Raw genomic sequence first — 25,358 nt, forward strand, 5'->3', positions numbered from 1 at the left:
CCCGATAAAAAAAGAAAGGGGAGACCGGATCGGTCTCCCGTGTTGTCCCGTCTTTGTGTCGCGGAACGTCTTTCAGCGCGGGCGGTCGGTGGCTCCAACCTCAACTTTGTCCCGCAGGTCGGCGGCGAAAGCGTCCGGCTGTCCGATATAGCGGCCGATATCCAGCCGTGTCCAGTTTCCGTCCGTTTCCAACGCCAGGGTTGGGAAACCCTGACCACCGATGCGGGCGAGCACGTCCCGGCTGTTCCGGATATGCGCGTCCACCGAGCCTTCGGCGAGCTGTTTCGCCAGCTCATCCGAAAACGCCCCGGCGGACAGGCCCGCTTCGGCCACAATGTCGGCCAGCACGGCCGGATCGGCGATGCGGCGTCCTTCCCGGTAGTGCGCGGCCTGCAGGCGGGCAAGCAGGGCGGCGCCTTCTCCTGCGAGCGACTCGGCGGCGAGGATGGCCGCGATAGGCGGGGTGGAGTCGAAGACAGCGGTTTCGTCGAGCAGCAAGCCGTTGAAATAGGCCTCCCCGAATGTTTGTCCGCTCAACGCGGCGATGCGCTTGTCGTGCTCCATCACATAGCGGCGCAGCGCCGGCGTCACCGGTTGACGGTTGGGGCCGCTCATCATGCCGCCGCCGTGCAGGACCAGCCCGATGCCGGGCAGCGCGCGGGCCGCCGCGATCAGCGGCGCGGCGCCGTAGCACCAGCCGCACAAGGGATCGAACACATAATGCAGCCTGGCGCTTACCACGGCATTTCACCCTTGAGCACCTTGGCGCCCAGTTCCAGATCGGCTTCGCCGCCGAGATTCGGGTAACGCAGTTTCATCGCCTCGACCAGCGCTTTGCTGTCGGCGGCTTTCGGCAGTTCGGTCTCGATCGCGTCGATATAGTCACGCGTGAAACGTACCGATGTCAGATCGAGTTTCGCGCCGGGCAGGTAATGGCCGGGAACGACTTTGACCGGATGCAGCGCCGAGATGCGATCAAGAGTTTGTTTCCAGGTCTTGCGGGCCTCGGGAGTCTTGCTGTCGGCCATCCATACGTGCTGGTTGCCGACCACCGGAACCCCGCCGGTCACGGTGCGCAATGAAGGAATCCACACTACGCTCAGTTCGGAGCGAGCGCCGTCGACACCGATCACTTTCAGCTCGCGGCCTTCCAGCTTCAGGGTATCGCCCTTGATCGGCTCGGGCACGATCAGGCGGGCCGGCGCATCGTTGCCGAGCTTGGGGCCCCAGAAGGCGAGTTTCTGGTTCATGGTGGCCTTGATGTGCGCGATGGTTGGCCCGGTGGCCAGAACGCGAGCGTTGGGGAACGCCGCCTTGATGGTGTCCAGTCCGAAGTAGTAGTCCGGATCTCCGTGGCTGATGTAAACGGTGGTCAGCGTTTTGCCGCTGTCCTTGATTTGTTTGACGAGCGCCTCGGCGTCCTTGCGGGCGAACTGGGCGTCGATCAGGATCGCGTCGTGCTTGCCGGTGACCAGCGAGGAGGAGACCGGGAAGATGGCCTTGTCGGCCGGATTGTAGACCGACAGGTTAAGTTGGGGGCCGGCGGCCTGGGCGGCGGGCAGAGTGGCGGTGGCGAGGGCCAGGGCGGCGGCGGTTTTGTTCAGCGTGAAGCGGGTCATGGAGTCTCTCCTGAAAAATGTCTTACCAACATGCCGCTCATCTTAGTTGCGCAAAACAGCGAGATAAACCCCATAATGGTGGCTTTATTGTTGCATTAATCGATCAAACAAAATGGACAGACTCAGGGCGATGCAGGTTTTTCTGGCGGTGGCGGAACAAGGCAGTCTGACCGCCGCCGCGGAACGGATGGAGATGTCGCGGGCCATGGCGACACGCTACCTGGCCAGTCTGGAAGACTGGGTGGGCGCGCGGCTTTTGCACCGCAGTACCCGAAAGGTCACGCTGACGCACATGGGCACGGAAATGGTGTCACGCTGCCGCCAGATGCTGGCGATCGGGGAGGAAATGACCGCGCTCGGGCGTTTGCCCGATGAAGCGCCGCGCGGCATCCTGCGATTGACGGCCAGCATGTCGCTGGGGCAGGCCTGGCTTGCGCAGCGGCTTGGCGAGTATCAGGCGCGCTACCCCTCCGTGGCCGTCGACATGTTGTTGGTCGACCGGGCGGTGAATCTGGTCGAGGAGCGCATCGATCTGGCCATCCGCATCACCAACGACCTGGATCCCAACCTGATTGCCCGGCGCTTCGGTACCTGCCGTTCGGTGATCTGCGCGTCGCCGGCCTATCTGGAACGGCACGGCGTGCCGCTGCGCGCGGCGGACCTGGCCTTGCACAATTGTCTGACCTACTCGTATTTCGGTAAAAGTCTGTGGCGTTTCGACAGCGCGGAAGGCCCGCAATCCGTACCGGTGTCGGGGACCCTGACCGCGAACGAGTCATCGGTGTTGCTGGCGGCCACGGTGCATGGATCGGGCGTCAGTCTGCAACCGCGCTACGCCGCCACCCCCCTGCTGCGGGACGGGCGGCTGGTCGCCCTGCTGCCGGAGCTCGAACCGGCCACGCTGGGCGTGTACGGGGTGTACGGTTCCCGGCGGCACATGCCGGCGACCTTGCGCAGCATGCTGGATTTTCTTGGAGAAGCGTTCGCCGCCGACCCGCTGTGGAAGGCCTAGAAGCGGGCCGGAAGCCCCCCGTCAGGCGCGCCCCTGGGTGCTGTCGGCGCCGCCCGCCGCCGGGGTGGCGTAAGCGCTGACCAGCTGCATCATGGTACGTATGGCCGATGCCGTTGCGGATGCCGGGGGTTGCGCCGTTCCGCTGCTTTGCGTCGCTTGCAGGAAACTCCAGGCTTCGCTGGCGCTGAGCTTGCCGTTCTTGTCCGTATCGGCCGCGTCGAACTGATTGATCAGTGTATCGAGTGCGCCGGTTTGCCGGGGCTGACCGCTGTTCAGCGCATTCAGCAGGTTCTGCAGGTCATTCCGGCTCATGCCATCGCCCGCTTCGCTGGCCGGCCCCGGTTTGTGGTGATGACCGTGACGATGAGTGCGCTGGGTATTGAAGGCCCGATCGAATTGCGCGGCCAGTTGTTCGAGGCCGTCGGTCATCTCGTTCTGGGTGATCTTGCCGTCGCCATCGCTGTCCAGCGCGGCGACAAGCTGGCTTGCCGACGTGTCGGCCTGCGCCTTGCCGATGCCGAGTTTTTGCAGGGCGCTGGTGAAATCGCTCTGGCCGAGGTAACCCTGCCGGCTGGTGTCCAGGTGGGAGAATACCGTATTGACGGCCTGCGCCGGGTCGTTGCGGTACGGTGTCGCGGTGATGTTTCCGAAGGTACTCATGATGGGACGTCCTTCTGTGTGTCTGCGACGGGCAGAACGCCTGCCGTCGCGCCTTTTTATGCAAGAACCTTGCCAGTAAGTGATTGAAAAAACGTGCGTTTCGCGTAGATAAACGTAAAACGGTGTTAACCGGTGGCACGGAGACATAAACAAAGCGGCCCTATCGGGCCGCGAATCGCCATTGAGCGGGATATGCCGCAGAGGCGGCGGCAAATCCTGCCGCCGGACCGGGTCAATGCGGCATATCGTGTCGGGTTTGCAAATCCTTGAGCCGGTCGCGTTGCGACGGAGTCAAGACGGCGACGACACGGGCGTCGGTGGCGGCATGCAGCAGGGCCATCCGGCGGTGGGCGGCGGCAATGTCGTCGGCCAGGGCCGCAGCGCGGGTTTCATCGTATTTGCCGGACAGCGCCAGATCCTTCAGTGCGCGGTTGGCGTTGCGCATGGCTTTCATGGCGTCCCGCAGTGTCGGCGCCTGTTCGTGCAAAATGGCGAAAATGGTGTCTTTTTGCGCATCGCTCAGATCGACACGGTGCAGCAGACCGAATAGTCCCGGGTGTCCGCGCACGGAGCCGTGGGCCATCATGCCGGGCTCCGGGTTCATCATGCCGGGGCAGGGGGCGGCGGCGGCGGGTAAGGCTGCCAGACACAGCGACGACACAAGAAGCTGGCGAAGAATGCGTTGCGAAAAGAAATTCATGGGACTCTCCTTCGTGAAGCGTGCGGGGGATGCCTTGAAGTGTCGTCGATCAGGCTGTAAACCGGCTTTAAGGGCGGGTAAAACTCTGTAAAACCGTGCTCCTGGCAGGTGGCTCCCTCCTGGCGCGGGAGTTATGATTCGCAGCAGGGAAACAGGAATGAATGGTGATGGCCAAGGTATTGCTGGTAGATGATGACGCGGAGCTGGTCGGAATGCTCAAGGAGTATCTCGAGCTTGAAGGGTTCGAGGTGACCACGGCGCCGGATGGCGAGAGGGGCGTCGCGCTGGCGCTCGGCGGGCAGTTCGCGATAGTCGTTCTCGACATGATGATGCCGCGTCTCAATGGTCTGGAGAGCCTGCGGCGCATTCGGGCCGCGAGCAACCAGCCGGTGCTGATGCTGACGGCGCGCGGCGACGACGCCGACCGGATTCTCGGGCTGGAGCTCGGCGCCGATGATTATGTACCCAAACCGTGCACCCCCCGTGAATTGACGGCGCGCATCCGCGCCATATTGCGCCGGACCCAGTCGTCTTTAGCCGAGGATGTCGCGCCGCAGATGATCATCGTTGGCCAATTGAGTCTGTGGCCCGAGCAACGGCGCGCCGAATGGGCCGGAGAGACCGTGTCCCTGACCAGCACGGAGTTCAATCTGCTCGAAGTGCTGGCGCGCCATGCCGGGCGGCCGGTGAGCAAGAACGATCTGTCGGAGCAGGCGCTCGGGCGGCCTCTGGCGCGTTTTGACCGCAGCATCGACGTGCACCTGTCCAGCATCCGTCACAAGCTCGGCCCGCTGGCCGACGGGCGCTCCTGCATTCAGACCGTGTACCGGCAGGGCTACCAGTTGATCCGGGAGTAGCATGGGCCGCCTGTTCTGGAAGTTCTTCTTTTTTATTTGGCTCGCGCAACTGGCCTCGATGGCCGGCATTGGAGGGGTGATCTGGCTGGAAAACCGCCAGCGCGATGCCTTGTATGCGCTTGTCGACGGCAGTCCGCCCGCCGCCTATTTCGTTTCGGCGGCGGCCGGTACCTTGCAGCATGGTGGCAAAGGCGCGCTGACGACGCTGCTGGGTAGCCAGCGCCATCCGGAAGTCCTTGCCGTCGATGATGCCGGCCGCGACCTGATGGGAAGATCGGTCGCCCCATCCGTGCTCAAGGCGGCGCGCGCGCTTGCCGAGCGGCGCGAGCCGGCGCATGCCGTTCGCACCGTGGTCCTGCCCGGCGGCGAGCGTTTTCTGTTATTCACCGCCCGCCCGGCCGATGGCGCGCCTCCGGGGCCGCCGCCTCACCGCCGGCGTCCCGTGCCATTCATCACCCTGGTGTCCGCATTGTGCGCGAGCCTGATTTTCGCGGCCTTGCTGGCGGCCTACATTTCCCGCCCCATCCGTTTGCTGCGCGGCGCGTTCGCCGCCGTCGCCGCCGGAGACTTGACGGTGGAAGTCGGCAGCGCCATGGGACGGCGGCGCGACGAATTGGCCGACCTGGGCCGCGATTTCGACTTCATGACCCGGCAATTGCGCAGTCTGGTCGAAGGCCAGCGGCGGCTCATGCACGATGTCTCCCATGAGCTGCGCTCTCCCCTGGCCCGGTTGCAGGCGGCCATTGGCCTCGCCCGGCAGCAGCCGGCCCGGCTCGAGGACACCATGCAACGGCTCGAGCGCGAAAGCGAGCGCATGGACCGTCTGGTCGAGGAACTGCTGACCCTGTCGCGTCTTGACGCCGGAGCGGCGGGCATCCGCGCGCCGGTGGACGTGGGCGAGCTGATGGAGGGGATTGTCGAGGACGCGGTCTTCGAAGCGTCCGCCCGCCGGGTATCGGTGACCCTGGCGGGCGGCGACGCCTGGCATGTGCTGGCGGATGCGTCGCTGTTGCATCGCGCCATCGAGAACGTGGTGCGCAATGCGCTGCGCCACGCGCCGGAAGGCAGCGAGGTCGACGTGAGCATGGCGAAGACAGGCGGATTGCTGGATATCGTGGTGTCAGACCGGGGGCCTGGTGTTCCGGACGATGAGCTGGAGTCGATTTTTGTGCCGTTCGTCAGGGGCAGCGACGTGCGGGATGCCTCGGGGCATGGCCTCGGTCTGGCGATCGCCCGGCGCGTGACCGGGGCGCTGGGAGGGTCGGTGACGGCGGTCAACCGTCCAGGGGGCGGATTGCAAGTCCGCTTCACCTTGCCGGTCCTGCCCGTTCAGGAGTGAGCCTGCGCGCGAAAGTCTTTCCTGTGCCGTGGTTGGGAAACTTGCGGCCACTGCCTGTGTCGGACTCCGGTGGGCACGATGTCCGTGCCGTTACGAGGGGTCAAGGCTCCCTTTTGCCGGGAGGTATGGCACTATAAGCAAATTGAATATGCAATGGAAACGCGACATGATCAATAAACGGCGTTTGCGGGTGACGGGAGGCATTCTCGTCGTATGGCTGCTCGCGCTGGGAGGCTACCTGGCCTGGACCGGCGACGCGACATCGCTCTTCTCTCCTGTCGGCGAAGCCTCGGCGTCGCGTGAGTCGAATGTCGAGCTGCGCGTCGTTCCGGGGTTTTCCGGGGTGAAAGTCACCGGTCCGGTGAGCGTTGATTATCAGGTCGGACCCGAGGTATCGGTCAGGATCGTCGCGCCGGACGATGAGGCGGGGCTGGTGTCCACCACCGTGGACGACAAGACGCTGGTGGTCGGCGTGAAAAGCGGTTTCATCGAAGGCAAGGAGCCGGTCAGGGTGGAAATCAGCGGGCCGTCGCCCGAACTGATCGATGTGGCGGGCAGTGCCAGCCTCAGCGCCGAAGCGATCAAGGGGAACACGCTGGCGGTCAAGAGCGCCGGAGCCGGTCATGTCCGTCTCGCCGGCGAGGTGGGCAGCGTGGCGCTTTCCGCGAGCGGTTCGGGCCGGATCGATACGTCCGCGCTCAGGGCGCGCGAGGCCTCGGTGTCTTCCGCCGGTTCCTGCGTGATCAAGACGTTCGCCGGCGAATCGGTGTCCGTGGCGATGGCCGGCGACGGAAAGGTCACGGTGCTCGGCAAACCGGCCAAACGCAGCGTGCAAAGCGTTGGCGTTGCCCGCGTCAATTTCGAGTAAGACGTTCAGAGCCGCCGGTAGCCCGGCGCGTTGTCGGGCACGAGGTGTTCGACAAGAAAGTCGATGAAAACCCGTACCGCCGGGCTCAGACCGCGCCGTGTCGGAAACACCGCGTGCAGGATGCCGTAGGGAATGTCATAGTCCGGAAACAGCCGGATCAGCCGTCCGTCCGCCAAAAACGCCTCGCACAGGAAACGCGGCAGCGCCGCGATGCCGCACCCGGCCAGTGTGGCGTCGCGCAGTACCTGCAGATCGTCGGTGACCAGACGGGGGGCCTCGATGGTCAGTTGGATGGTTTTGCCCTGGTCGTCGCGCAATACCCATTCCCCGGTGCTGTTCGGACGGATCATGGTCAGGCAGGGCCAGGCGGACAGCGCGGCGGGGGACGAGGGCGTGCCATGGTGCTCGATCAGTGTCGGGCTGGCCACCAGCACCAGTTCGGTGGCCCCCAGAGGGCGGGCGACGAGGCTCGCGTTGTCCTCCAGGACGTTGCGCACTCGGATGGCGACATCGACACCCTCTTCGATCAGATCCACGCGCCGGTTGGTCGATTCCAGATGCAGCCGTACTTTCGGATGGCCGGCCAGAAACCGGGGCAGAATCGGACCCAGCAGGACTTTGGACAGCAGTTCCGGGCAACTGACCCGTATCAGCCCGCGTGGTTCGGCCGTGACCCGCTCGACAAGCTCTTCTGCCGCGGTGGCTTCGGCCAGCATCGCCTGACAATGCTGATAAACATTCCCTCCGATCGCGGTCAAGGCCAGACGCCGAGTTGTCCGATGCAGCAGACGGACGCCAAGGCGGGTTTCCAGATCCGCCACCCGGCGCGACAGGCGTGACTTGGGAATGCCGAGCACGCGCGACGCCGCCATGAATCCTCCGTGTTCGACCACTTTGGCGAAGTAAAACAGATCGTTGAGGTCTTGCATCCGAATTGTCCTATGGGTGGAACAATGATTCCGATTTTAGTGGACTAGTGTCAATTTTGTCTGGGATTTACGATGGCGTCACTGAAACACACAACACATAGGGAACACCATCATGAACGTTCTGCACATCGACACCAGCATCCTCGGCGGCAACTCCGTTTCCCGCGACCTGACCTCGAACATCGTCACCGGCCTCGCCGCGCGCCACCCGGCGGCCAATATCACCTACCGTGACCTGGCCACCAGCGAGATCGCCCACCTGTCCGGGGAAATCCTGGGCGCGGCTTTTGTGCCGGAGGCCGAGTGGAATGAGCGGCAAAAGCGCGAGCGCGCCCTGACCGATGCGCTGATCAACGAGTTTCTGGCCGCCGATGTGGTGGTGATCGGTGCGCCGATGTACAACTTCTCCATCCCCTCGCAACTCAAAAGCTGGATCGACCGCATCTGCGCGGCCGGCCGCACGTTCAAGTACACCGAACAAGGCCCGGTCGGACTGGCCGGTGGCAAGACGGTGATCATCGCGTCATCGCGCGGCGGGGTATACAGCAACGAGGCGGGCCGCGCGATGGATTTCCAGGAAGACTACCTGCGCACCGTGTTCGGCTTTGTCGGCATCGACAACGTCAACATCATTCGCGCCGAGGCGGTGAACATGGGCGATGACAAACGCGCCACAGCGCTCGCCATGGCGCGCGAGGCGATCGCCGGGCTGACGGTCTGACCGGGGCCGCCCCTTCCCCGACGGGAGGGGCCATGGCTCACACCCAGTCGCGCGCCGGAAGAAAATCGGTGTAGAGCCGCTCTTCGGGCGAGCCCGGCTCGGGGTGATACCCGTATTCCCAGCGCACCAGCGGCGGCATGGACATGAGGATCGACTCCGTCCGTCCGCCGCTTTGCAGTCCGAATAGCGTGCCGCGGTCCCAGACCAGGTTGAATTCCACATAGCGACCGCGCCGGTAAAGCTGGAACTGGCGTTGCGCCTCTGTCCACGGTGTCGATTTGCGGCGCTCGACGATCGGCAGATAGGCGTCGAGGTAGCCGTCGCCGACGGCGCGCAGAAAGGCGAAGCTGTCGGTGAAACCGCCGGCGTTCAAGTCATCGAAGAACAAGCCGCCCACGCCGCGCGCTTCGTTGCGGTGTTTCAGGAAGAAATACTCGTCGCACCAGGCCTTGTAGCGCGGATAGACGTCCTCGCCGAAAGGACGACACAGATCGCGTGCCACGCCGTGCCAGTGCCGCACATCGTCGAGAACCGGATAGAACGGTGTCAGATCGAACCCGCCTCCGAACCACCACACCGGCGCTTCGCCGTCGCGGCTGGCGATAAAGAAGCGCACATTGGCGTGGCTGGTCGGAACGTGGGGGTTCTCCGGGTGGATGACCAAGGAGACGCCCATGGCCTCGAAGCGGCGTCCGGCGAGCTCCGGGCGGTGCGCCGTGGCCGAGGCGGGCAGGTGGCCGCCGCTCACATGGGAAAAGTTGACGCCGGCCTGCTCGAAGACCGCGCCGCCGGTCAGCACGCGCGTGCGCCCGCCGCCGCCTTCGGCCCGCTCCCAGGTCTCTTCGCGGAACCGCGCCCGGCCGTCGGCCTGTTCGAGCGCGGCGCAAATGCGCTCCTGCAAGTCAAGAAGGTAGGTTTTGACGACGGCGATATCCGGTTGCGACATGGTGTTCCTTGAAGGCGGCGGGTAGTGGGCCCATATTTTACCGTGTTGTTTTCCCCCCTCACCACCCTCACCGGGAGTCATCATGATTACGTTGTATACCTGGGGTACACCCAATGGCCGGAAAATCTCCATCATGCTCGAAGAGCTCGGCCTCGATTATGAGGTCAAGACCGTCGATATCGGCCGCGACGAGCAATTCGATCCCGGCTTTCTGGCGATCAGCCCCAACAACAAGATTCCCGCCATCGTCGACCACGATACGGGACAATCCGTCTTCGAGTCGGGCGCCATCCTGGTCTATCTCGCGGAAAAATACGGGAAACTGCTGCCGGAAGCCGGTCCGGAGCGCTATGCGACGCTGCAATGGCTGATGTTCCAGATGGGGGGATTCGGTCCGATGCTGGGGCAGGCGCATCACTTCATGCGTTATGCGCCCGAGCCGATCGCGTATGCGATCGAGCGCTACCGCAACGAGGCCGCGCGTTTGTACGGCGTGCTCGACGGGCAATTGGCGCGCAGCCTCTATGTGGCCGGCGAGGCCTACTCGATCGCGGACATCGCCCTGTATCCGTGGGCGGCGCGCCATGACTGGCACGGTATCGATCTTGCCGATTACCCTAATGTGGAACGCTGGAGCCGTCTGGTGGGTGAACGCCCTGCCGTTCGGCGCGGGATGACCGTTCCGTCGGCGTGATCAGACCGGCAGGGCCTGGTGGCGCCAGCCGCTCGCCTCTTGCGGCGCCGCTTCCGGGCGGGGCGGCGCGTCGTCCGGCGCCCCGAAAAACTCCAGCGACAGCTTCATCACCGCCTCACGTTCGTTGTCGACCAGAATCATGTGGTAGCTGTCGTTCAGCACGATCAGCTTGCACGGGCCGCCGATCCGGCCGGCGATGCATTGCGCGGAGCGCAGACTGGTGATTTCATCCTCCTCCGCGTGCATGATCATGGTCGGCGCCTTGACGGCTCCCATGCCGCGCAACAGCGTACGCCGCAGGCGATCCACCTGGCGTATGGTCGTCAGGGGCACATAGGGATAGTGGAAACGGTCGCCCCTGGCGAAGCGTTTGCGGATCAGGCCGCGGATGCGGGCATTCTTGATGCCGAAGGGATCCGCCTCGTCGATGCGGTAGTGGTCGGTGAAGCGCCGGAAGGGATACACGAAGTGCCGCGCCCAGGTCAGGGACGGCAACGCCCAGCCGTCGAGGAACAGGGGCGGGGACAGGAGCAGCAGGTTGTCCCGATGATCCGTGAGCCGCGCCACCTCGAGGGCGATCAACGCGCCCAGGCAGAATCCCGCCAGATGCACGGTGCGGTGGCGGGAGCGCAACGCCCGGTATTCCGACGTGACGGTGTCAAGCCAATCTTCCAGCCGTACCTCGAGCAGGTCCGATGGCGTTCCGCCATGCCCGGGAAGGCAAGGCACGGAGGTGGCGAAGCCGGTTTCGGCAAGACGCTTCGCCAGTGATCCCAAATCGTATTCGGTTCCGCCAAGCCCGTGGACAAGCAGGACGGCGGGTTGTTCTGAGAGGGGCGTCATTTCTTGTAAGGCAAGCGTGTAGGACAGCTTGCATTGTCTTCCCGCCGCCGCGCTGTGTCCGTTTAGACTGTGTCCTTAAAGTGTGACGGTCTGTGACAGTGATCCGTATTTGTCTTGTCCAGGAAGGGTAACGGTGAAGCGCGCGCCTCCCAGCGGCGAGTCGCCGACATGCGCCTGTCCCCCATGGTGCTGGGCGATGAGCCGCACGAACGACAGTCCCAGGCCATATCCGCCGGTGCTGCGGTCCCGGCTGCTGTCCAGCCGGTGAAACGGATCGAAGATCGCGGCGCGGTCCGCCTCCGGTATGCCGGGTCCGTCGTCGTCGACGGCGAGGGTCAGTACGCCGCCCGCCAGGCTGACGGACAGACGGACCTGGCTTTTCGCGTAGCGCAGGGCATTGACGAGCAAATTGCGGGTGGCGACCCAGATCAGCCCCCGGTCGAACAGACCGCTGTCGGCCGTGATGGCCAGTGTCAGCGTCACCCCTTCGGGCGTCAGTGGCCCGACCATTTCCGCCAGTTCTCCGAACCATTCGCGCAGCGGCGTATCTTCGGGATGCAGGATCACGTCGCCGCGGTTGAGTCGCGCGTAGCGCAGGCTCGCATTAACAAGTTCGTCCAGCTCTTCCATGTCCCGTTCCATGCCGTGGCGGTAGGTCTGGAATTCCTGAGTGTTTTCGGCTTCGTCGAGCATGGTCAGTCCGAAGCGCAGGCGCGCGATGGGTGTGCGCAGTTCGTGGGCGACGGCATGGGCCAGCGCCTGCTGGGTGGCCAGTTGACGCTCCACATGGTCGGCCATGGTGTTCAGCCCTCTGGCCAGCGGCGAGACCAGCCAGCTTCTGGCCGGGGCGGCCCGTGCGCTCATGTCGCCGCCGGCGAGGTTTTCCGCGGTGATGCGCACGGCGACGAGGTCGAGCCAGACCGGGCGGATCCCCAGGTAGACGATGATGCCGAAGCCAAGGCCGGTCAGCGTCCACCACAGTATCTGGATGTGGTTTTCCTCCGACAGCAGCGCATCCTTGTCCTGAGTGACCTCGAGCGGTCCCAGCACGAGCACCCGCTGGCTGTCGCCCACTCTGTGGTAGACGATCATGTCGTCGGCGTCGACATGCAGCACGCCGTTGGCCACCTCCTGGCGCAGGGCGGCGTCGGAGCCGCCGACACGGGCAAGATCGCGCAGTTGCAGCGGATAGGAAAACGACTTGCCCAGCTGGCGCAGGGTGTCGTCCCACTGCGCGGCGGGGTGGCGCTGCAGTTCGGTCTCGATCATCGTCACGGTGCCGCGCATGAAATTGCGGCCGTTTTCCTCATCGATCCCGCCATAGATCTTGTCGATGACGACACCGACCCCGGTGATGATGAGCACCAGCGCGACAAGCGCGGTCAGGTAGTAACGGAAAAACAGCGTGGTCAGCGACGGGCGGAACAGGTTTCTCAGGTAGGTCGTGCGGGTCACTTTTCCGGCTCCCAGTCGCTGCGCGAGAACAGATAGCCCTTGCCGCGCACCGTCTTGATGCGGGTCGGCGAGTCGGGGTTGTCGTGCAGTTTCTTGCGCAACCTTGAAATGCGGGCGTCGATGGAGCGGTCGGCGCCGTCGAATCCGATGCCCCTGAGCTTGGCCATGATGTCGTCGCGGGAAAGAATCGTGCCGGCCTGGCTGGCCAGCATCCACAAGAGGTCGAATTCCGCCGTGGTCAATTCCAGCGCCGCGCCGCGCCAGGCGGCTTCGCGGGTCGCCTGGCAGATGGAAAACTGTCCGAATACCAGCGTGTCGGCGGAGGGATCCTCGCCGCCGCGCCGCAGCAGCGCGCGGATCCGCGCCAGCAGGCGTCGCGGTTCCACGGGTTTGGCGAGGTAGTCGTCGGCGCCCAGTTCCAGTCCGAGGATTTCATCGACCCCCTCGTCGCGGGCGGTCATGATCAGGATGCGTCCCGTGTAGCGCGGCCGGACATCCCGACACACCGCGAAGCCATCCTTTCCTGGCAGCATCACATCGAGGATGACGAGGTCGGGACGGCTCTGAAGTATGGCGGTTTCGGCCTCGTCGCCGCGGCTCATCCGCTCCACCCGGTAGCCGTGTTTGGCGAGATAGGCGCAGATCAGTTCGGCTAGCCTGTCGTCGTCTTCTACCAGAAGGATATGCGTGTTCATGGTTGGGTTGCGCTGTCCGACAAAGTGGGGTGATGATAGCATCTAAACCACCCGCCCGATCGACTGACAAACGATGCGTTTGCCGGCAGGAACACGAGGCGGGGGACTACAAAGGCAGTCATAACAACATAGGCCGGCGCTGTCCGGTGTCATCGTCAATACAGGGAACTATCAACTATGCAACGTATCAGGGATAAGGCGGTCTGGATCGCCGTCGCCTTGCTGGGCGCGTTCGCTTTCGCCACCGTGGCGTTGAACCGCGGTGAGACGGTGAGCGCGGTGTGGCTGGTGGTGGCGGCGCTGTCCGTGTACGCCATCGCTTACCGGTTCTATAGCCGGTTCATCGCCGACAAGGTGCTGCAACTGGACGAGCGGCGGCTGACCCCCGCCGAGAAGTTCAACGACGGTCTCGACTACGTCCCCACCAACAAGTGGGTGACGTTCGGCCACCATTTCGCGGCGATCGCCGGGGCGGGGCCGCTGGTCGGCCCGGTGCTGGCCGCCCAGATGGGCTATCTGCCGGGAACCCTGTGGATTCTGGTCGGCGTGATGCTGGCCGGCGCGGTGCAGGATTTCCTCACGCTGTTCATGTCGGTGCGGCGCGACGGCAAGTCGCTGGGCGACATGATCAAGACCGAGCTTGGCCCCGTGCCGGGGCTTATCGCCTCGGTCGGCATCCTGATGATCATGATCATCCTGCTCGCGGTTCTGGCGCTCGTGGTGGTGAAGGCCTCCACCAACAGCCCGTGGACGACCTTCGCCATCGCCGCGACGATCCCGATCGCGCTGTTCATGGGGTTCTACACCCGGTATATCCGTCCCGGCCGGATCGGCGAGGTATCGGTGATCGGCTTCGTGCTCCTGATGCTGGCGCTCGCCTACGGCAGCCAGGTCGCGGCCAGTCCCGCGCTGGCGCCGCTCTTCACCCTCAACGGCACCACGCTCGCCTGGGCGCTGATGATCTACGGCTTCATCGCCTCCGTGCTGCCGGTCTGGCTCCTGCTGGCCCCGCGCGACTATCTGTCCACCTTCCTGAAGATCGGCACCATCATCGGCCTGGCCATCGGCATCGTGATCGCCTCGCCGGATCTTGCCATGCCGGCCGTGACGCGTTTCGTCGACGGCTCGGGACCGGTGTTCTCGGGTAACCTCTTCCCCTTCCTGTTCATCACCATCGCCTGCGGCGCGGTGTCCGGTTTCCACTCGCTGATCGCCTCGGGCACGACGCCCAAGCTCCTGGAAAATGAAAACCAGGCGCGCATGGTCGGCTACGGGGCGATGCTGGTGGAAAGCTTCGTCGCCATCATGGCGCTGATCGCCGCCTCGGTGCTCGATCCGGGCGTGTATTTCGCGATGAACAGCCCGGCCGGCGTGATCGGCAAGACCGCCGCCGAGGCGGCGCAGGTGATTTCCGGCTGGGGCTTCGTCATCACGCCCGACGCGCTGACGCAGATGGCGCGCGATGTCGGCGAGGGCACCATCCTGTCGCGCGCAGGCGGGGCGCCGACGCTGGCGGTCGGGATGGCGCACATCCTTTCCACCGTGATCGGCGGCAAGGCGATGATGGCGCTCTGGTATCACTTCGCCATCCTGTTCGAGGCGCTGTTCATCCTGACGACGGTGGATGCCGGCACCCGCGTCACCCGCTTCATGATCCAGGATCTGCTCGGCACGGTGTACAAACCGATCGCCAACACCGAGTCCCTGTCCGGCAACCTGGTCGCCACCGCGCTGGCGGTGGGCATGTGGGGCTACTTCCTGTATCAGGGCGTGGTCGATCCGCTGGGCGGCATCAACACGCTGTGGCCGCTCTTCGGCATCGCCAACCAGATGCTGGCCGGCATCGCGCTGACCCTCGCCACCGTGGTGCTCCTGAAAATGCAGCGGGTCCGCTACGTATGGGTCACGCTGGTGCCGACCGTCTGGCTCCTGATCGTTACCCTGACGGCTGGCTGGCAGAAGCTGTTCGACGCCAATCCGAAGATCAGCTTCCTCGCGCATGCCCGCAAATTCTCCTCGGCCGCCGCCGAAGGCAAGGTGCTGGCTCCGGCCAAGAACCTCGCCGAGATGCACCAGGTGATTTTCAATGACTATGTCGATGCGACCCTGACCGCGCTGTTTATGGCCGTGGTGATTTCCATGCTGGTGTTCGGCATCGGCGTGGCGCGCCGCGCGCTCGCCGTGCGCTGGCCGACCGCCCGCGAAGTGCCGGCGGTGTATCGGCAAGGAGGCGCCGATGCGTGATACGGTGACGAAGCTTTTCGGTCGTCTCGCGCAAACCGCCCGCCTGATGGTGGGGGTGAAGGACTACGAGACCTATGTGGCCAGGCGGCGCGAGCTCGGTCCGGACGCGCCGGTGATGAGCCGGGAGGACTTCCTGCGCTATTGCCAGGAAGCCCGCCATGGCGGCAAACACGCCGGCAAGTGTCCCTGCTAGCTCGCCGGCCGATCTGACCGAACCCCCCGCGCATTCCGATGAGCGGGGGGGTTCTTTTTTGGGGCGCGTCCGTCTTTACAGCATCGCCTGCATGGCCAGATTGATCAGCATGCCGCCGGCCATCAGCCAGACGAACAGCACACTGGCCAGGATCAGCGGCGCGATGCCGGCCTTGCGGATGCTCGACACATGGGTGGTGAGGCCGAGCGCGGCCATCGCCATGGCCAGCAACAGGTTGTCCAGCCAGATCAGTCCCGCCGCCACCGACGCGGGCAGCAGATCCAGCGAATTCAGTCCCGCCATGCCGACAAAGCCCAGCGCGAACCAGGGAATGGTGATCGCCCGCTGCCGCCCGGTGTTTTTGCCGCTCAAGGTGGCCGACAGCACGATCAGGAACGGCGCGAGCATCATCACCCGCATCATCTTGGCGATGACGGCGACGCCGGCTGCATCGTCGCCGACAGCGCGAGCCGCCGCGACCACTTGGGCGACCTCGTGCAGCGTCGAGCCGGCGAACAGGCCGAAATCCCGTGCGGAGACCGGCAGGCCGGCGCTGTGCGCCATGGTATAGGCGAGAGGATAGAGGAACATGCCGGCGGTACCGAAGACCACCACGGTCGCGACGGCGACGGAGACTTTGTCGGCGCCGCCCTTGACCACAGGTTCCGAGGCCAGTACCGCGGCGGCGCCGCAGATCGAGCTGCCCGCGCCGATCAGGATGGCGCTGTCACGATCGAGACCCAGCCAGCGGATGCCGACCCAGAGGGCCAGCGCGAAGGTCGACAGCACGATCAGCGCATCCGTGGCCACGCCCGCCGGACCGACCGCCGCAATATCCTGAAACGTCAGGCGCAAACCGTAAAGAATGATGCCAAGACGCAGCAGCGTCTGCTTGGCCAGCCCGACACCGTCTCCCAGCGTGCCGGCAACACGGGGGTAACCGGTGTTGCCTGCCAGCATGCCGATCACGATGGCCAGTGTCAGGGCCGAAACACCGTGCCGGGACAGTCCGGGCTGCGCCGCCAAGGCAAGGCTGCCCAACGCGATGGCCAGAACGGCGGCGAGTCCGGGCAAGGTGTGTCTGATCCGAAGGCGATCCATAGCACTCTCCGTGCTTTATTTAGTACGAAGAGTACTTTACGCTCCGTTTTTTTAGCAGTAAAACAGATTGAATCGATAATAATAATCGGAAAAATCACTATGGTGTTGCGGTTTTCCTTACGGGAACTGGAAATTTTCGTGGCGATCGCCGAGTGTGGGTCGGTCACGCGCGCCGCATCACGCGTCGCATTGGGGCAATCGTCCGCCAGTCAGGCGTTGGCGGCGCTGGAGGCTTCGATGGGGGCGGCGCTCTTCGATCGCATGGGCAAACGGCTGGTGCTCAACGAGCATGGCCGGTTGCTTTTCCCGCGGGCGCGGGCGTTGCTGGATCAGGCCCGGGACCTCGGCAGCCTGTTCGATTCGGAGGCCGCGAGTCTGTCGCTGGGGGCCAGCACCACGATAGCCAACTACCTGTTGCCGCCTCTGATCGCGCGCTTTCGCAAGGCGCGGCCCTCCGCGAAAGTGACGCTCGAGGTGGCCAATACCGCGCGGATTGTCGACGCCGTGGCGTCGTTCACTGTCGATGCCGGGTTGATCGAGGGGCCGTGTCACCATCCCGAGTTGCGCGTCGAACCCTGGCAGCTTGACCGCCTGAGCGTGGTGGTGGCGTCCTCGCATCCGCTGGCCGGGCGGCCGGTCACGCTTGGCGAGTTGGCCGAGGCACCCTGGTTATTGCGCGAACCGGGATCCGGCACGCGTGAGGTCGTCGAGCGCTTGCTTTTGCCTCATCTGGGAACCGTGAATCTGGAGATGGAACTGGGCGATTCCGAAGCGATCAAGCGATCGGTGGCCGCCGGGCTCGGGGTGAGCTGCCTGTCGCGCTGCGTGACGGAAGAGTTGCTCGCCAGCGGGGCGCTGGTGGAAGTGGATGCGCCCCTGCCGACGCTCGAACGCCCCCTGTACCGGATCATGCACCGCGACAAGGCGATGACCCGGGCGCTGGCAGCCTTCTTCGGCGACGAGGCGTCACAGCCAGAATGAGGTGCGTCCGCGGTGCGCTTCTGCCAGACGCCGGAATACCCCCGGGTCCTTGGTGTAGGTCATCGCTCCGGGCGAGGGCTCATGGTAATCCTGCAGCCGCGATACCCAGAAACGCAGCGCGGCGGCGCGCAGCATGGCGGGCCAGGCCTCGATCTCTCCGGAGGACAACGGCCTTGACGACTGATACCCCGCGAGGAAGGCGGAAGCCAGATCATCGTCGATGGTGCCGTCGTCGCGTCGCGCCCAGTCATTGACCGCGATCGCCACATCGTAGAGCAGCACGTCGTTGCAGGCATAGTAGAAATCGATGAAGCCCGCGATGTCGTCACCCTTCATCAAGACATTGTCGCGGAACAAGTCGGCATGGATCACTCCCGCCGGCAGGTGCAGGAAGCGCTGGCTTTCCTGGAAGCGCAGCTCGGCGCGCAGGCTCGCCGCCTCGTCGGCATCCAGATAACCGTAAAGCGTGGTGGAAACACGGCTCCACCAGGATGGCCCGCGTGGATTGTCCATGCGGGCAGGATAGGTGCTGCCCGCCTTGTGCAGCGCGGCCAGCATTTCCCCCACTTTCCTGCACTGAAGCGGCGACGGATGCGTGATGTCGGCGCCTTCCAGGCAGGTGACAAGACAGGCCGGCTTGCCCTCGAGTAGCGAGACGAACCGGTCGGAGTCGTCGGCGATCGGCGCCGGGCAGGCGACGCCGTGCCGCGCGAGGTGGCTCATCAGATTGAGGTAGTAGGGCAACTCCTCCAGCTGCAGATCCTCGAACAGTGTGAGGACGAAGCGGCCGCGCGTCGTGGTGACGAAGTAGTTGGTATTGGTGATGCCCGCGGCGATGCCGCGGCTTTCGACGAGCGAGCCCAGGTGATAACGCGACAGCCAGTTGGCCAGCGCTTCGTCGCCGACGACCGTGTAAACCGACATGCAACTATCCTTAGAAGCGGATCAGAACCCATTGCGGAATCATGCGCCGCTGGTTCTGGTCGATTTTTTTCATCTGGCCGTTGCCCTCGTCGTCCATCAGGTAATAGGGAGCGCCGATGGCCGGAGTCACCTTGATCATGTACAGCTTGCCGTTGAGCCGGTATTCCTCGATTTTTTCTTCGCCTTTCTGGAGAATGCGCACCTCCGGTTCGGCCTGTGCCGCGGCGTCGTCGGAAATGGCCGGCGGAGGCGGGACGACGGCGCGCGCGGGCGCGGAAGCCTCTCCCGCGGCGTGGGCGTGCAAGGAGAGCAGAGCGGGAAGGGCGGCCAGAATGAGGTAGCGGCGCATGGGAATATCCTGTGGCGTCATAGGTTGAGCAGTTGTTCGCGCTCTTCGGGGAGCGCTTCGAAACCGCGGGTCTCGTAGTGCTTGAAAATCGTTTCGACGATCTCGTGCGGGTCGTCGATGACCCGGATCAGATCCAGGTCGTCCGGGTTGATCATCTTCTCTTCTACCAGATGGGAGCGTACCCAGTCCAGCAAGCCTTGCCAGAATTCACTGCCACAGAGGATGATGGGAATGCGTCGGCTCTTGCCGGTTTGCACCAGCGTGAGCGCTTCGAACATCTCGTCGAGCGTGCCGAAACCTCCCGGCATCACCACATAGGCGATGGCATGTTTCACGAACATGACCTTGCGGGAAAAGAAATGATTGAAGCGCAGGCTCAGATCCTGGTAGTCGTTGGGTTTCTGCTCGTGCGGCAGCACGATGTTGAGTCCGACCGACGGGCTCTTGCCGTAGAACGCCCCTTTGCTGGCGGCTTCCATGATGCCGGGGCCTCCGCCGGACAGCACGGAAAACCCCGAATCGGATAATAGGCGGGCAATCTCTTCCGTCAGTTTATAATAGCGGTGATCCCGGGGGGTGCGAGCGCTTCCGAAGATGCTGACAGCGGGCGTGATCGCTTGCAGTTCTTCGGCGGACTCGACGAACTCCGAAAGAATTTTCATGACATGCCAGGCCTCGCGTGCGCGAAAACGCTGCATCATGGCGTAGCGGTCACTCGTCTGCGGCAATTTATCGGACAAGCTCATATTCTCTGCCTTTATGAAAACACTGTTATTGATTGACGGCTCTTCTTATCTGTATCGCGCCTTTCACGCGATGCCCGATTTGCGCTCCCCGGACGGACTGCCGACAGGGGTGATCTACGGCATGGTCACCATGCTCAGACGCCTGGAAAAGGAAGTTCAGTTCGATTATAGCGCCTGCATTTTCGACGCTAAAGGCAAGACCTTCCGCGATGAGATGTACCCTGACTACAAGGCCCAGCGGCCGCCGATGCCCGAAGAGCTGGCTTCCCAGATTACGGCGGTTCATGAGGTGGTGCAAGCTTCCGGCTGGCCGATGCTGGTCGTGGGCGGGGTCGAGGCCGACGACGTGATCGGCACACTGGCGTCTCGGGCGGAGGCCGAAGGGATGAAGGTGATCATCTCGACCGGCGACAAGGACATGTCGCAACTGGTCAGCCCCTCGGTGTCCCTGGTCAACACCATGACCAACGAAATGCTCGACGAAGCGGGCGTCAAGGAGAAGTTCGGCGTACCGCCGTCCCTGATCGTCGATTATCTGACGCTCATCGGCGACAAGGTCGACAATGTGCCGGGCGTCGACAAGTGCGGTCCGAAAACGGCGGTGAAATGGCTGGAGGCGTATGGTTCGCTGGACGGCGTGATGGCCGCCGCCGATTCGGTTTCCGGCAAGGTCGGGGAAAACCTGCGCCAGGCGCTCGACTGGCTGCCGACGGGGCGGCGCCTGATTACCATCCGGCGCGATGTCGATCTGGCCGAGCACCTGACCGACGACAATCTCGAGGCGTTGCGTCATCGGGCGCGCGATCTGGCCCACCTGGCGGTGCTGTTCAAGGATTTCGGGTTCCGCACGTTCTACCGCGAGGTCACCGAAGGCCAGGACCTGCCCGATGCGCCGCTGGCCCGGCCCGCGGCGGGCGATCTCTTCCATGACGAGCCGGCTCCGGGGCCGGTCACCGCCCCGCCGCCCGAGCGGCGTTACGAAACCGTGCTCGACGAGGCCGCGCTCGATGCGTGGATCGCCAGGCTGATGGCGGCGCCGGTGGCGGCGGTGGACACCGAGACGACCAGTCTTGACCACATGTCGGCGAAGCTTGTCGGCATCAGTTTTTCCATCGAACCGGGCGTGGCGGCCTACCTGCCGCTGGCTCACCACTATCCGGGCGTGCCCGAGCAATTGCCCATGGCGCGCGTCCTGGAAAAACTGCGCCCCTGGCTGGAGAGTGAAACCCACGGCAAGATCGGGCAGAACCTCAAGTACGACCGTCACGTGTTCGCCAACCATGGTATCGCGTTGCGCGGCGTGGTCGATGACACCATGCTGGCTTCCTATGTGGTGGAGAGTCACGAGCGCCACAATATGGACGATCTGGCGCGCCGTCATCTCGGTGAAACCACGGTTACCTACGAGGAGATATGCGGCAAGGGCGCCAAGCAGATCGGATTCGATGCGGTCGATATCGACACCGCCACCCGGTACGCGGCGGAGGATGCCGACATCACCTTGCGCCTCGCGCACTTTTTCGCGCCGCGCCTCGAAGGGCGGCTGGGCGAGGTCTATCGCGACATCGAGCTGCCGGCGGCCGACGTGCTGTTCGACATGGAGCGAGAAGGGGTGCTGATCGATCGCCAGCAACTGGTCCAGCAAAGCCACGAGCTTGGCGCGGCGATGTTGTCGCTGGAGAGCAAGGCCTATGAACTGGCCGGTCAGCCGTTCAATCTCAATTCGCCCAAGCAGTTGCAGGAAATCCTGTTCGGCAAGCTCGGCATCGATACCCGCGGCGTGCGCAAGACCGCGACGGGCGGTTTCTCCACCGACGAGGAAGTGCTGGAAAAGCTGGCGCTGGATCACCCGCTGCCCAAGCTGATTCTGGAATACCGTGGCCTGGCGAAACTCAAGTCCACCTATACCGACAAGCTGCCGCAGCTGATCCGCCAGGATACCGGGCGGGTGCATACCAATTACGCCCAGGCCGTGGCGATCACCGGCCGGCTGGCAAGCTCCGATCCCAACCTGCAGAACATTCCGGTGCGCACCGCCGAAGGGCGGCGCGTGCGCGAAGCGTTCATCGCGCGCCCCGGTTTTTGCATCGTGTCGGCCGACTACTCGCAGATCGAGCTGCGCATCATGGCCCATCTGTCGGAAGATCCGGGCATGCTGGCCGCCTTTGCCGGCGGCGAGGACATCCACCGCGCCACCGCGGCCGAAGTGTTCGGCGCCGGTCTTGACGAGGTGACGCCGGATCAGCGCCGTTCGGCCAAGGCGATCAATTTCGGCCTGATCTACGGCATGGGGGCGTTCGGGCTGGCGAGCCAGCTTGGCATCGAGCGCGCGGCGGCGCAGCAATATATCGACCGCTATTTCATGCGTTATCCGGGGGTGGCCGATTATATGCAGCGCACTCGCGAGATGGCGCGTGAAAAAGGTTATGTGGAAACGGTGTTCGGACGCCGGCTCTATCTGCCCGAGATCCGCCAGTCCAATCCGGCGCGCCGGGCCGGCGCCGAACGCGCCGCGATCAACGCGCCGATGCAGGGCACGGCCGCCGACCTGATCAAGCTGGCGATGATCGCCGTGCAACGCTGGATCCGCCAGGAAAACCTCGCCAGCCGCCTTGTCATGCAGGTGCATGACGAACTGGTGCTGGAAGTGGCGGAGTCCGAACTGGCGACGGTGCGCGAGGCGTTGCCGACGCTGATGGCGTCGGTGGCCGAACTGAAAGTGCCGCTGCTGGCCGAGGTCGGCTCCGGGGCGAGCTGGGAAGCCGCCCACTGAGCCGGCGGAAAGATCAGGCCAGACGGTCGAAGGCGGCCAGCAGACTCGTGTGGCGGGCGGAGCCCGCCATGTCCGGACCCAGCCGTTCAAGGCCGAAATGGCGCAGTTCGCCACTGAGCAAGGCCCGGGCGATGGCGACCGCGTCGCGGCCGTACAGCAGGTCAAGGGACGTGGCGTAATCGTCCGGGGAACCCATCTCCAGGAGGCTGGCCACCGCGCGATAGACACGCCGGCGCGCGGCGGGCAGCTCGCCGAAGTGATGCAGCCAGTGGCAGCCGGCGCGCACCGTTTCCTCGTGCCCCGAGGCGAGTCCGAGCAGGGTCTTGAGCTCGGCGACGCGCAGGGTTTTCCAGGGGCTGGTCTCGTCCGGCGCAAGTCCGATGAGTTCCGCCACCAAACGCTGATCGGCAAGGCCCAGCCGTTCGATCAGGTCGAGCAGCGCCGCGGAGCCTTGCGCATCGAGCGCCGGCAGGTCGAGCAGCGCCGGCCGGATCAGATTGCCCACGCTGTTGTTCTCCCATTCCAGATCGTCCACATCGTAAATCTCCGACATGCCCGGCACGATCACTCGGCAGGCATAGGCGCCCAGTTCGGTGAAATCCGCCACGTAAATGTCAAAACCGTCGGCTTCGATCGTGTTGCGCAGCCACTGGTAATCGCTTTCGTTGTCTTCGCTGAACTGCCAGTCGCAGAATGGGTGGTCGGGCGTATCGGCGAGGAAACGCCAGCCGATCACACCGCTCGAATCGACGAAATGGATTTCCCGGTTTTCCGCGCTGGCGACTTCCTCACTATCGAATGACGGTTCGGGAAATTGTGCGAGGTTGTCGAGTGCCCGGCCCTGCAGCAATTCGGTCAGCGCCCGCTCCAAGGCGATGGCGAAGCGCGGATGGGCGCCGAAACTGGCGTAGCAGCCGTGATCTTGCGGATTGAGCAGAACGACGCACAGTACGGGGTAACGCCCGCCCAGCGAGGCATCGCGAACCAGGATGCCATACCCCGCGTCGCGCAATTGATCGATGCCGTGGCGGATACCGGGGTAGCGGTCGATGACGCTGTCCGGCACCTCGGGCAGGCACAGTTCTTCGCCGATGACGCGGAATTTCACATGGCGTTCGAGGATTTCCGACATCGCCTGGGCGCGCGCTTCGCGCGGCGAATTGCCGGCGGACAGACCGTTGCTGACATACAGGTTGCCGATCAGATTGATGGGAAACCAGAGCGTTTCGCCATCGCTCAGACGCGTGTAGGGCAAGGCGCAGATACCGCGCTCGCGGTTGCCGGAATTCAGATCGACCAGGGTTTCCGCGGCGATGGCGTCGTCGGGGTTGTAAAACGCCTTGAGCGTGTCGTCGAGTAACCCTTCCGGCCAGGCCTCTCCCGCTATGGGAAACCAGCGCTCCTGGGGGTAATGGACCCAGTCGCGCCGGGCGCGGCTCTCGCCCAGGTAGTAGTGGCTCCAGAAATGATGGCAGCTGGCCCGCTCGACGAATTCACCCAGCGCGCTGGCGCGGGCGGCTTGTTCGGTGGCGCCTTTGCCGTTGGTGTACAGCATGGGGCAATGGCGGTCGCGCAGGTGGACCGACCAGACGCCGGCCACCGGATTGAGCCAGGAGGCTTCCTCCAGATCGAAGCCGCGTCCGGCCAGAAGTCCGCCCAGAGTCGCGATGGAGTGTTCGAGCGGAGCGTCCTTGCCCGCGATGATGCTGTGTGATGCCATGGTCAGGTAAGCCCGCCGATGATGGACAAAGGGGGGCACTCTACCGGACTTCCGGCATCGTTTTTTAGCGTTTTATCAAGGAATCAATGAATTACGCGATGCTTGGCACGTAAAACCGTTCGCTCAGCTCTTCCAGCCCGAGCATGTCGAGCAGCCGGGTGAGCTTTTCCGCGGCCTGGCGGCGCGGATGGCCTTTGCCGGTGGCGATGATCAATTCGTTCTTCATCGAGTGCTCCCAGCCCACCAGCTCGGTGACATTGACCTGGTAACCGTGCGCCTCCAGTTGCAGGCAGCGCAGCACGTTGGTGATGTGGCTGCCGAATTCGCGGGTGTGGATGGGATGGCGCCAGATTTCCGTCAGCACGTCGCGGGCCAACTGACGCGCCTTGTTCTTGCGCAGCGCGGCGGCGACCTCGGCCTGACAGCAGGGTACGAGCACGATGTGCCGGGCCTTTTTCGCCAGCGCGAAATGAATGGCATCGTCCGTCGCGGTATTGCAGGCATGCAGGGCCGTGACGATGTCGATGGTTTCGGGCAACTGTTCCGACGAGGTCGATTCGGCGACCGACAGATTCAGGAAGGACATGCCGGGAAAGCCCAGTTCCTCAGCCAGTTTCCGGGAGCGTTCGACGAGTTCTTCGCGGGTCTCGATGCCGTAGAGGCGGGCGTCGGGCGCTTTTTCCTTGAAGAACAGATCGTAGAGAATGAAGCCCAGATAGGATTTCCCCGCGCCATGGTCGACAAGGGTGACCCCGGGGTGATCCGCCAGGCGTTCCTCGAGCAGCGGTTCGATGAACTGGAACAGGTGATAAACCTGTTTGAGCTTGCGTCGGCTATCCTGGTTCATCTTCCCGTCCCGGGTCAGGATGTGCAGTTCTTTGAGCAGGGCAACGGATTGGCCGGGGCGTACTTCATATTTGTCAGACATGGCGTGGACTTCAGAATGGCAGGGTGAGCCGCTATTTTAGCGGATAGCGCGCAAAACATCG

25 protein-coding genes are annotated in these 25,358 nt (G+C 64.1%); 10 read left to right on the top strand and 15 right to left on the bottom strand.

Going from position 1 to position 25,358, the window contains the following annotated elements; translation table 11 throughout:
* Positions 1-72: 72 nt before the first annotated feature.
* The gene (locus JNO50_RS02020; protein WP_189533958.1) at positions 73-741 is read right to left on the bottom strand and encodes a DsbA family protein; all 669 of its coding nucleotides are present in this window, start codon (positions 739-741) and stop codon (positions 73-75) included.
* Entirely contained in the window at positions 735-1,619 is an 885-nt protein-coding gene (locus JNO50_RS02025) for an MBL fold metallo-hydrolase (RefSeq protein ID WP_189533956.1), read from the bottom strand. Before JNO50_RS02025 ends, JNO50_RS02020 begins: the two co-directional genes overlap by 7 nt.
* 112 nt (positions 1,620-1,731) lie before the next feature.
* On the opposite strand from JNO50_RS02025, the gene JNO50_RS02030 reads away from it, so the two are divergent.
* Positions 1,732-2,631 carry a LysR family transcriptional regulator gene (locus JNO50_RS02030; protein WP_189533954.1) on the top strand — a complete coding sequence of 300 codons (900 nt, stop codon included), beginning with the start codon at positions 1,732-1,734 and terminating at the stop codon, positions 2,629-2,631.
* A gap of 21 nt (positions 2,632-2,652) precedes the next feature.
* Here the strand turns inward: JNO50_RS02030 and JNO50_RS02035 are convergent, their stop codons facing one another.
* On the bottom strand, positions 2,653-3,291 hold the full coding sequence (locus tag JNO50_RS02035; protein ID WP_189533952.1) for an EF-hand domain-containing protein: 639 nt from the start codon (positions 3,289-3,291) through the stop codon (positions 2,653-2,655).
* A 232-nt stretch (positions 3,292-3,523) separates the two neighbouring features.
* Complete coding sequence (locus JNO50_RS02040; protein WP_189533950.1) at positions 3,524-3,991, bottom strand: Spy/CpxP family protein refolding chaperone; 468 nt, start codon at positions 3,989-3,991, stop codon at positions 3,524-3,526.
* 167 nt (positions 3,992-4,158) lie between these two features.
* Between JNO50_RS02040 and JNO50_RS02045 the strand changes: the two genes are divergently transcribed.
* The 3 genes from JNO50_RS02045 (at position 4,159) to JNO50_RS02055 (ending at position 7,055) form a co-directional block, all read left to right on the top strand.
* On the top strand, positions 4,159-4,848 hold the full coding sequence (locus JNO50_RS02045; RefSeq protein WP_189533949.1) for a response regulator transcription factor: 690 nt from the start codon (positions 4,159-4,161) through the stop codon (positions 4,846-4,848).
* Position 4,849: 1 nt separating this feature from the next.
* Complete coding sequence (locus JNO50_RS02050) at positions 4,850-6,187, top strand: HAMP domain-containing sensor histidine kinase (protein ID WP_189533947.1); 1,338 nt, start codon at positions 4,850-4,852, stop codon at positions 6,185-6,187.
* A 166-nt stretch (positions 6,188-6,353) separates the two neighbouring features.
* Positions 6,354-7,055, top strand: coding sequence for a GIN domain-containing protein (locus tag JNO50_RS02055; protein WP_189533945.1), 702 nt, complete (start codon positions 6,354-6,356; stop codon positions 7,053-7,055).
* A gap of 5 nt (positions 7,056-7,060) precedes the next feature.
* Here the strand turns inward: JNO50_RS02055 and JNO50_RS02060 are convergent, their stop codons facing one another.
* A complete protein-coding gene (locus JNO50_RS02060) occupies positions 7,061-7,984 on the bottom strand; it encodes a LysR substrate-binding domain-containing protein (RefSeq protein WP_189533943.1) in 924 nt (307 codons plus the stop codon).
* A gap of 112 nt (positions 7,985-8,096) precedes the next feature.
* Here JNO50_RS02060 and JNO50_RS02065 point away from each other — a divergent pair, with 112 nt between their 5' ends.
* A complete protein-coding gene (locus JNO50_RS02065; protein WP_189533941.1) occupies positions 8,097-8,705 on the top strand; it encodes an FMN-dependent NADH-azoreductase in 609 nt (202 codons plus the stop codon).
* Positions 8,706-8,742: 37 nt separating this feature from the next.
* Here JNO50_RS02065 and hemF read toward each other — a convergent pair whose 3' ends face one another.
* Complete coding sequence (gene hemF, locus JNO50_RS02070; RefSeq protein WP_189533939.1) at positions 8,743-9,651, bottom strand: oxygen-dependent coproporphyrinogen oxidase; 909 nt, start codon at positions 9,649-9,651, stop codon at positions 8,743-8,745.
* 82 nt (positions 9,652-9,733) lie between these two features.
* Here hemF and JNO50_RS02075 point away from each other — a divergent pair, with 82 nt between their 5' ends.
* Positions 9,734-10,345: a glutathione S-transferase family protein gene (locus tag JNO50_RS02075; protein WP_189533937.1), complete on the top strand. Its 612-nt coding sequence runs from the start codon at positions 9,734-9,736 to the stop codon at positions 10,343-10,345.
* Here the strand turns inward: JNO50_RS02075 and JNO50_RS02080 are convergent, their stop codons facing one another.
* The 3 genes from JNO50_RS02080 to JNO50_RS02090 form a co-directional block, all read right to left on the bottom strand.
* Positions 10,346-11,188: an alpha/beta hydrolase gene (locus JNO50_RS02080; protein ID WP_189533935.1), complete on the bottom strand. Its 843-nt coding sequence runs from the start codon at positions 11,186-11,188 to the stop codon at positions 10,346-10,348. It abuts the gene before it with no gap.
* A gap of 75 nt (positions 11,189-11,263) precedes the next feature.
* Complete coding sequence (locus JNO50_RS02085; protein ID WP_189533933.1) at positions 11,264-12,643, bottom strand: ATP-binding protein; 1,380 nt, start codon at positions 12,641-12,643, stop codon at positions 11,264-11,266.
* Complete coding sequence (locus JNO50_RS02090) at positions 12,640-13,338, bottom strand: response regulator (protein ID WP_189533932.1); 699 nt, start codon at positions 13,336-13,338, stop codon at positions 12,640-12,642. The genes JNO50_RS02085 and JNO50_RS02090 overlap by 4 nt, the downstream gene beginning before the upstream one ends.
* Before the next feature lie 177 nt (positions 13,339-13,515).
* Here JNO50_RS02090 and JNO50_RS02095 point away from each other — a divergent pair, with 177 nt between their 5' ends.
* Positions 13,516-15,582: a carbon starvation CstA family protein gene (locus tag JNO50_RS02095; protein ID WP_189533930.1), complete on the top strand. Its 2,067-nt coding sequence runs from the start codon at positions 13,516-13,518 to the stop codon at positions 15,580-15,582.
* A complete protein-coding gene (locus JNO50_RS02100) occupies positions 15,575-15,775 on the top strand; it encodes a YbdD/YjiX family protein (RefSeq protein WP_189533928.1) in 201 nt (66 codons plus the stop codon). Before JNO50_RS02095 ends, JNO50_RS02100 begins: the two co-directional genes overlap by 8 nt.
* Positions 15,776-15,850: 75 nt before the next feature.
* Here JNO50_RS02100 and JNO50_RS02105 read toward each other — a convergent pair whose 3' ends face one another.
* Positions 15,851-16,876, bottom strand: coding sequence for a YeiH family putative sulfate export transporter (locus JNO50_RS02105; RefSeq protein ID WP_189533926.1), 1,026 nt, complete (start codon positions 16,874-16,876; stop codon positions 15,851-15,853).
* Positions 16,877-16,975: 99 nt separating this feature from the next.
* Between JNO50_RS02105 and JNO50_RS02110 the strand changes: the two genes are divergently transcribed.
* Positions 16,976-17,857, top strand: a complete 882-nt coding sequence (locus JNO50_RS02110) for a LysR family transcriptional regulator (protein ID WP_189533924.1) — start codon at positions 16,976-16,978, stop codon at positions 17,855-17,857.
* Here the strand turns inward: JNO50_RS02110 and JNO50_RS02115 are convergent.
* Genes JNO50_RS02115 through JNO50_RS02125 form a run of 3 tightly spaced genes read right to left on the bottom strand, consistent with a single transcriptional unit; the run spans position 17,843 to position 19,876 of the window.
* A complete protein-coding gene (locus JNO50_RS02115) occupies positions 17,843-18,781 on the bottom strand; it encodes a homoserine kinase (protein ID WP_189533922.1) in 939 nt (312 codons plus the stop codon). The genes JNO50_RS02110 and JNO50_RS02115 overlap by 15 nt on opposite strands.
* A 10-nt stretch (positions 18,782-18,791) precedes the next feature.
* Complete coding sequence (locus JNO50_RS02120) at positions 18,792-19,130, bottom strand: DUF2782 domain-containing protein (RefSeq protein ID WP_189533920.1); 339 nt, start codon at positions 19,128-19,130, stop codon at positions 18,792-18,794.
* A 17-nt stretch (positions 19,131-19,147) separates the two neighbouring features.
* Entirely contained in the window at positions 19,148-19,876 is a 729-nt protein-coding gene (locus JNO50_RS02125; protein WP_189533918.1) for an LOG family protein, read from the bottom strand.
* A gap of 13 nt (positions 19,877-19,889) precedes the next feature.
* On the opposite strand from JNO50_RS02125, the gene polA reads away from it, so the two are divergent.
* Positions 19,890-22,649, top strand: coding sequence for a DNA polymerase I (gene polA / locus JNO50_RS02130; protein WP_189533916.1), 2,760 nt, complete (start codon positions 19,890-19,892; stop codon positions 22,647-22,649).
* Between the two features lie 13 nt (positions 22,650-22,662).
* On the opposite strand, the gene ycaO is transcribed toward polA, so the two are convergent.
* The gene (gene ycaO, locus JNO50_RS02135; RefSeq protein ID WP_189533914.1) at positions 22,663-24,369 is read right to left on the bottom strand and encodes a 30S ribosomal protein S12 methylthiotransferase accessory factor YcaO; all 1,707 of its coding nucleotides are present in this window, start codon (positions 24,367-24,369) and stop codon (positions 22,663-22,665) included.
* A gap of 91 nt (positions 24,370-24,460) precedes the next feature.
* Positions 24,461-25,297 (bottom strand): class I SAM-dependent methyltransferase, encoded by an 837-nt coding sequence (locus JNO50_RS02140; RefSeq protein ID WP_189533912.1) that lies wholly within the window; start codon positions 25,295-25,297, stop codon positions 24,461-24,463.
* Between the last annotated feature and the right edge of the window lie 61 nt (positions 25,298-25,358).

Source organism: Paludibacterium paludis (assembly GCF_018802605.1).
Classification (GTDB): Bacteria; Pseudomonadota; Gammaproteobacteria; order Burkholderiales; family Chromobacteriaceae; genus Paludibacterium; species Paludibacterium paludis.

Excerpts from the sequence above, each read along its gene's own strand:
- JNO50_RS02025 (WP_189533956.1), bottom strand. The coding sequence starts at position 1,619 with ATGACCCGCTTCACGCTGAACAAAACCGCCGCCGCCCTGGCCCTCGCC.
- JNO50_RS02030 (WP_189533954.1), top strand. The coding sequence starts at position 1,732 with ATGGACAGACTCAGGGCGATGCAGGTTTTTCTGGCGGTGGCGGAACAA.
- JNO50_RS02035 (WP_189533952.1), bottom strand. The coding sequence starts at position 3,291 with ATGAGTACCTTCGGAAACATCACCGCGACACCGTACCGCAACGACCCG.
- JNO50_RS02040 (WP_189533950.1), bottom strand. The coding sequence starts at position 3,991 with ATGAATTTCTTTTCGCAACGCATTCTTCGCCAGCTTCTTGTGTCGTCG.
- JNO50_RS02045 (WP_189533949.1), top strand. The coding sequence starts at position 4,159 with ATGGCCAAGGTATTGCTGGTAGATGATGACGCGGAGCTGGTCGGAATG.
- JNO50_RS02050 (WP_189533947.1), top strand. The coding sequence starts at position 4,850 with ATGGGCCGCCTGTTCTGGAAGTTCTTCTTTTTTATTTGGCTCGCGCAA.
- JNO50_RS02055 (WP_189533945.1), top strand. The coding sequence starts at position 6,354 with ATGATCAATAAACGGCGTTTGCGGGTGACGGGAGGCATTCTCGTCGTA.
- JNO50_RS02060 (WP_189533943.1), bottom strand. The coding sequence starts at position 7,984 with ATGCAAGACCTCAACGATCTGTTTTACTTCGCCAAAGTGGTCGAACAC.
- JNO50_RS02065 (WP_189533941.1), top strand. The coding sequence starts at position 8,097 with ATGAACGTTCTGCACATCGACACCAGCATCCTCGGCGGCAACTCCGTT.
- hemF (WP_189533939.1), bottom strand. The coding sequence starts at position 9,651 with ATGTCGCAACCGGATATCGCCGTCGTCAAAACCTACCTTCTTGACTTG.
- JNO50_RS02075 (WP_189533937.1), top strand. The coding sequence starts at position 9,734 with ATGATTACGTTGTATACCTGGGGTACACCCAATGGCCGGAAAATCTCC.
- JNO50_RS02080 (WP_189533935.1), bottom strand. The coding sequence starts at position 11,188 with ATGACGCCCCTCTCAGAACAACCCGCCGTCCTGCTTGTCCACGGGCTT.
- JNO50_RS02090 (WP_189533932.1), bottom strand. The coding sequence starts at position 13,338 with ATGAACACGCATATCCTTCTGGTAGAAGACGACGACAGGCTAGCCGAA.
- JNO50_RS02095 (WP_189533930.1), top strand. The coding sequence starts at position 13,516 with ATGCAACGTATCAGGGATAAGGCGGTCTGGATCGCCGTCGCCTTGCTG.
- JNO50_RS02100 (WP_189533928.1), top strand. The coding sequence starts at position 15,575 with ATGCGTGATACGGTGACGAAGCTTTTCGGTCGTCTCGCGCAAACCGCC.
- JNO50_RS02105 (WP_189533926.1), bottom strand. The coding sequence starts at position 16,876 with ATGGATCGCCTTCGGATCAGACACACCTTGCCCGGACTCGCCGCCGTT.
- JNO50_RS02110 (WP_189533924.1), top strand. The coding sequence starts at position 16,976 with ATGGTGTTGCGGTTTTCCTTACGGGAACTGGAAATTTTCGTGGCGATC.
- JNO50_RS02115 (WP_189533922.1), bottom strand. The coding sequence starts at position 18,781 with ATGTCGGTTTACACGGTCGTCGGCGACGAAGCGCTGGCCAACTGGCTG.
- JNO50_RS02120 (WP_189533920.1), bottom strand. The coding sequence starts at position 19,130 with ATGCGCCGCTACCTCATTCTGGCCGCCCTTCCCGCTCTGCTCTCCTTG.
- JNO50_RS02125 (WP_189533918.1), bottom strand. The coding sequence starts at position 19,876 with ATGAGCTTGTCCGATAAATTGCCGCAGACGAGTGACCGCTACGCCATG.
- polA (WP_189533916.1), top strand. The coding sequence starts at position 19,890 with ATGAAAACACTGTTATTGATTGACGGCTCTTCTTATCTGTATCGCGCC.
- ycaO (WP_189533914.1), bottom strand. The coding sequence starts at position 24,369 with ATGGCATCACACAGCATCATCGCGGGCAAGGACGCTCCGCTCGAACAC.
- JNO50_RS02140 (WP_189533912.1), bottom strand. The coding sequence starts at position 25,297 with ATGTCTGACAAATATGAAGTACGCCCCGGCCAATCCGTTGCCCTGCTC.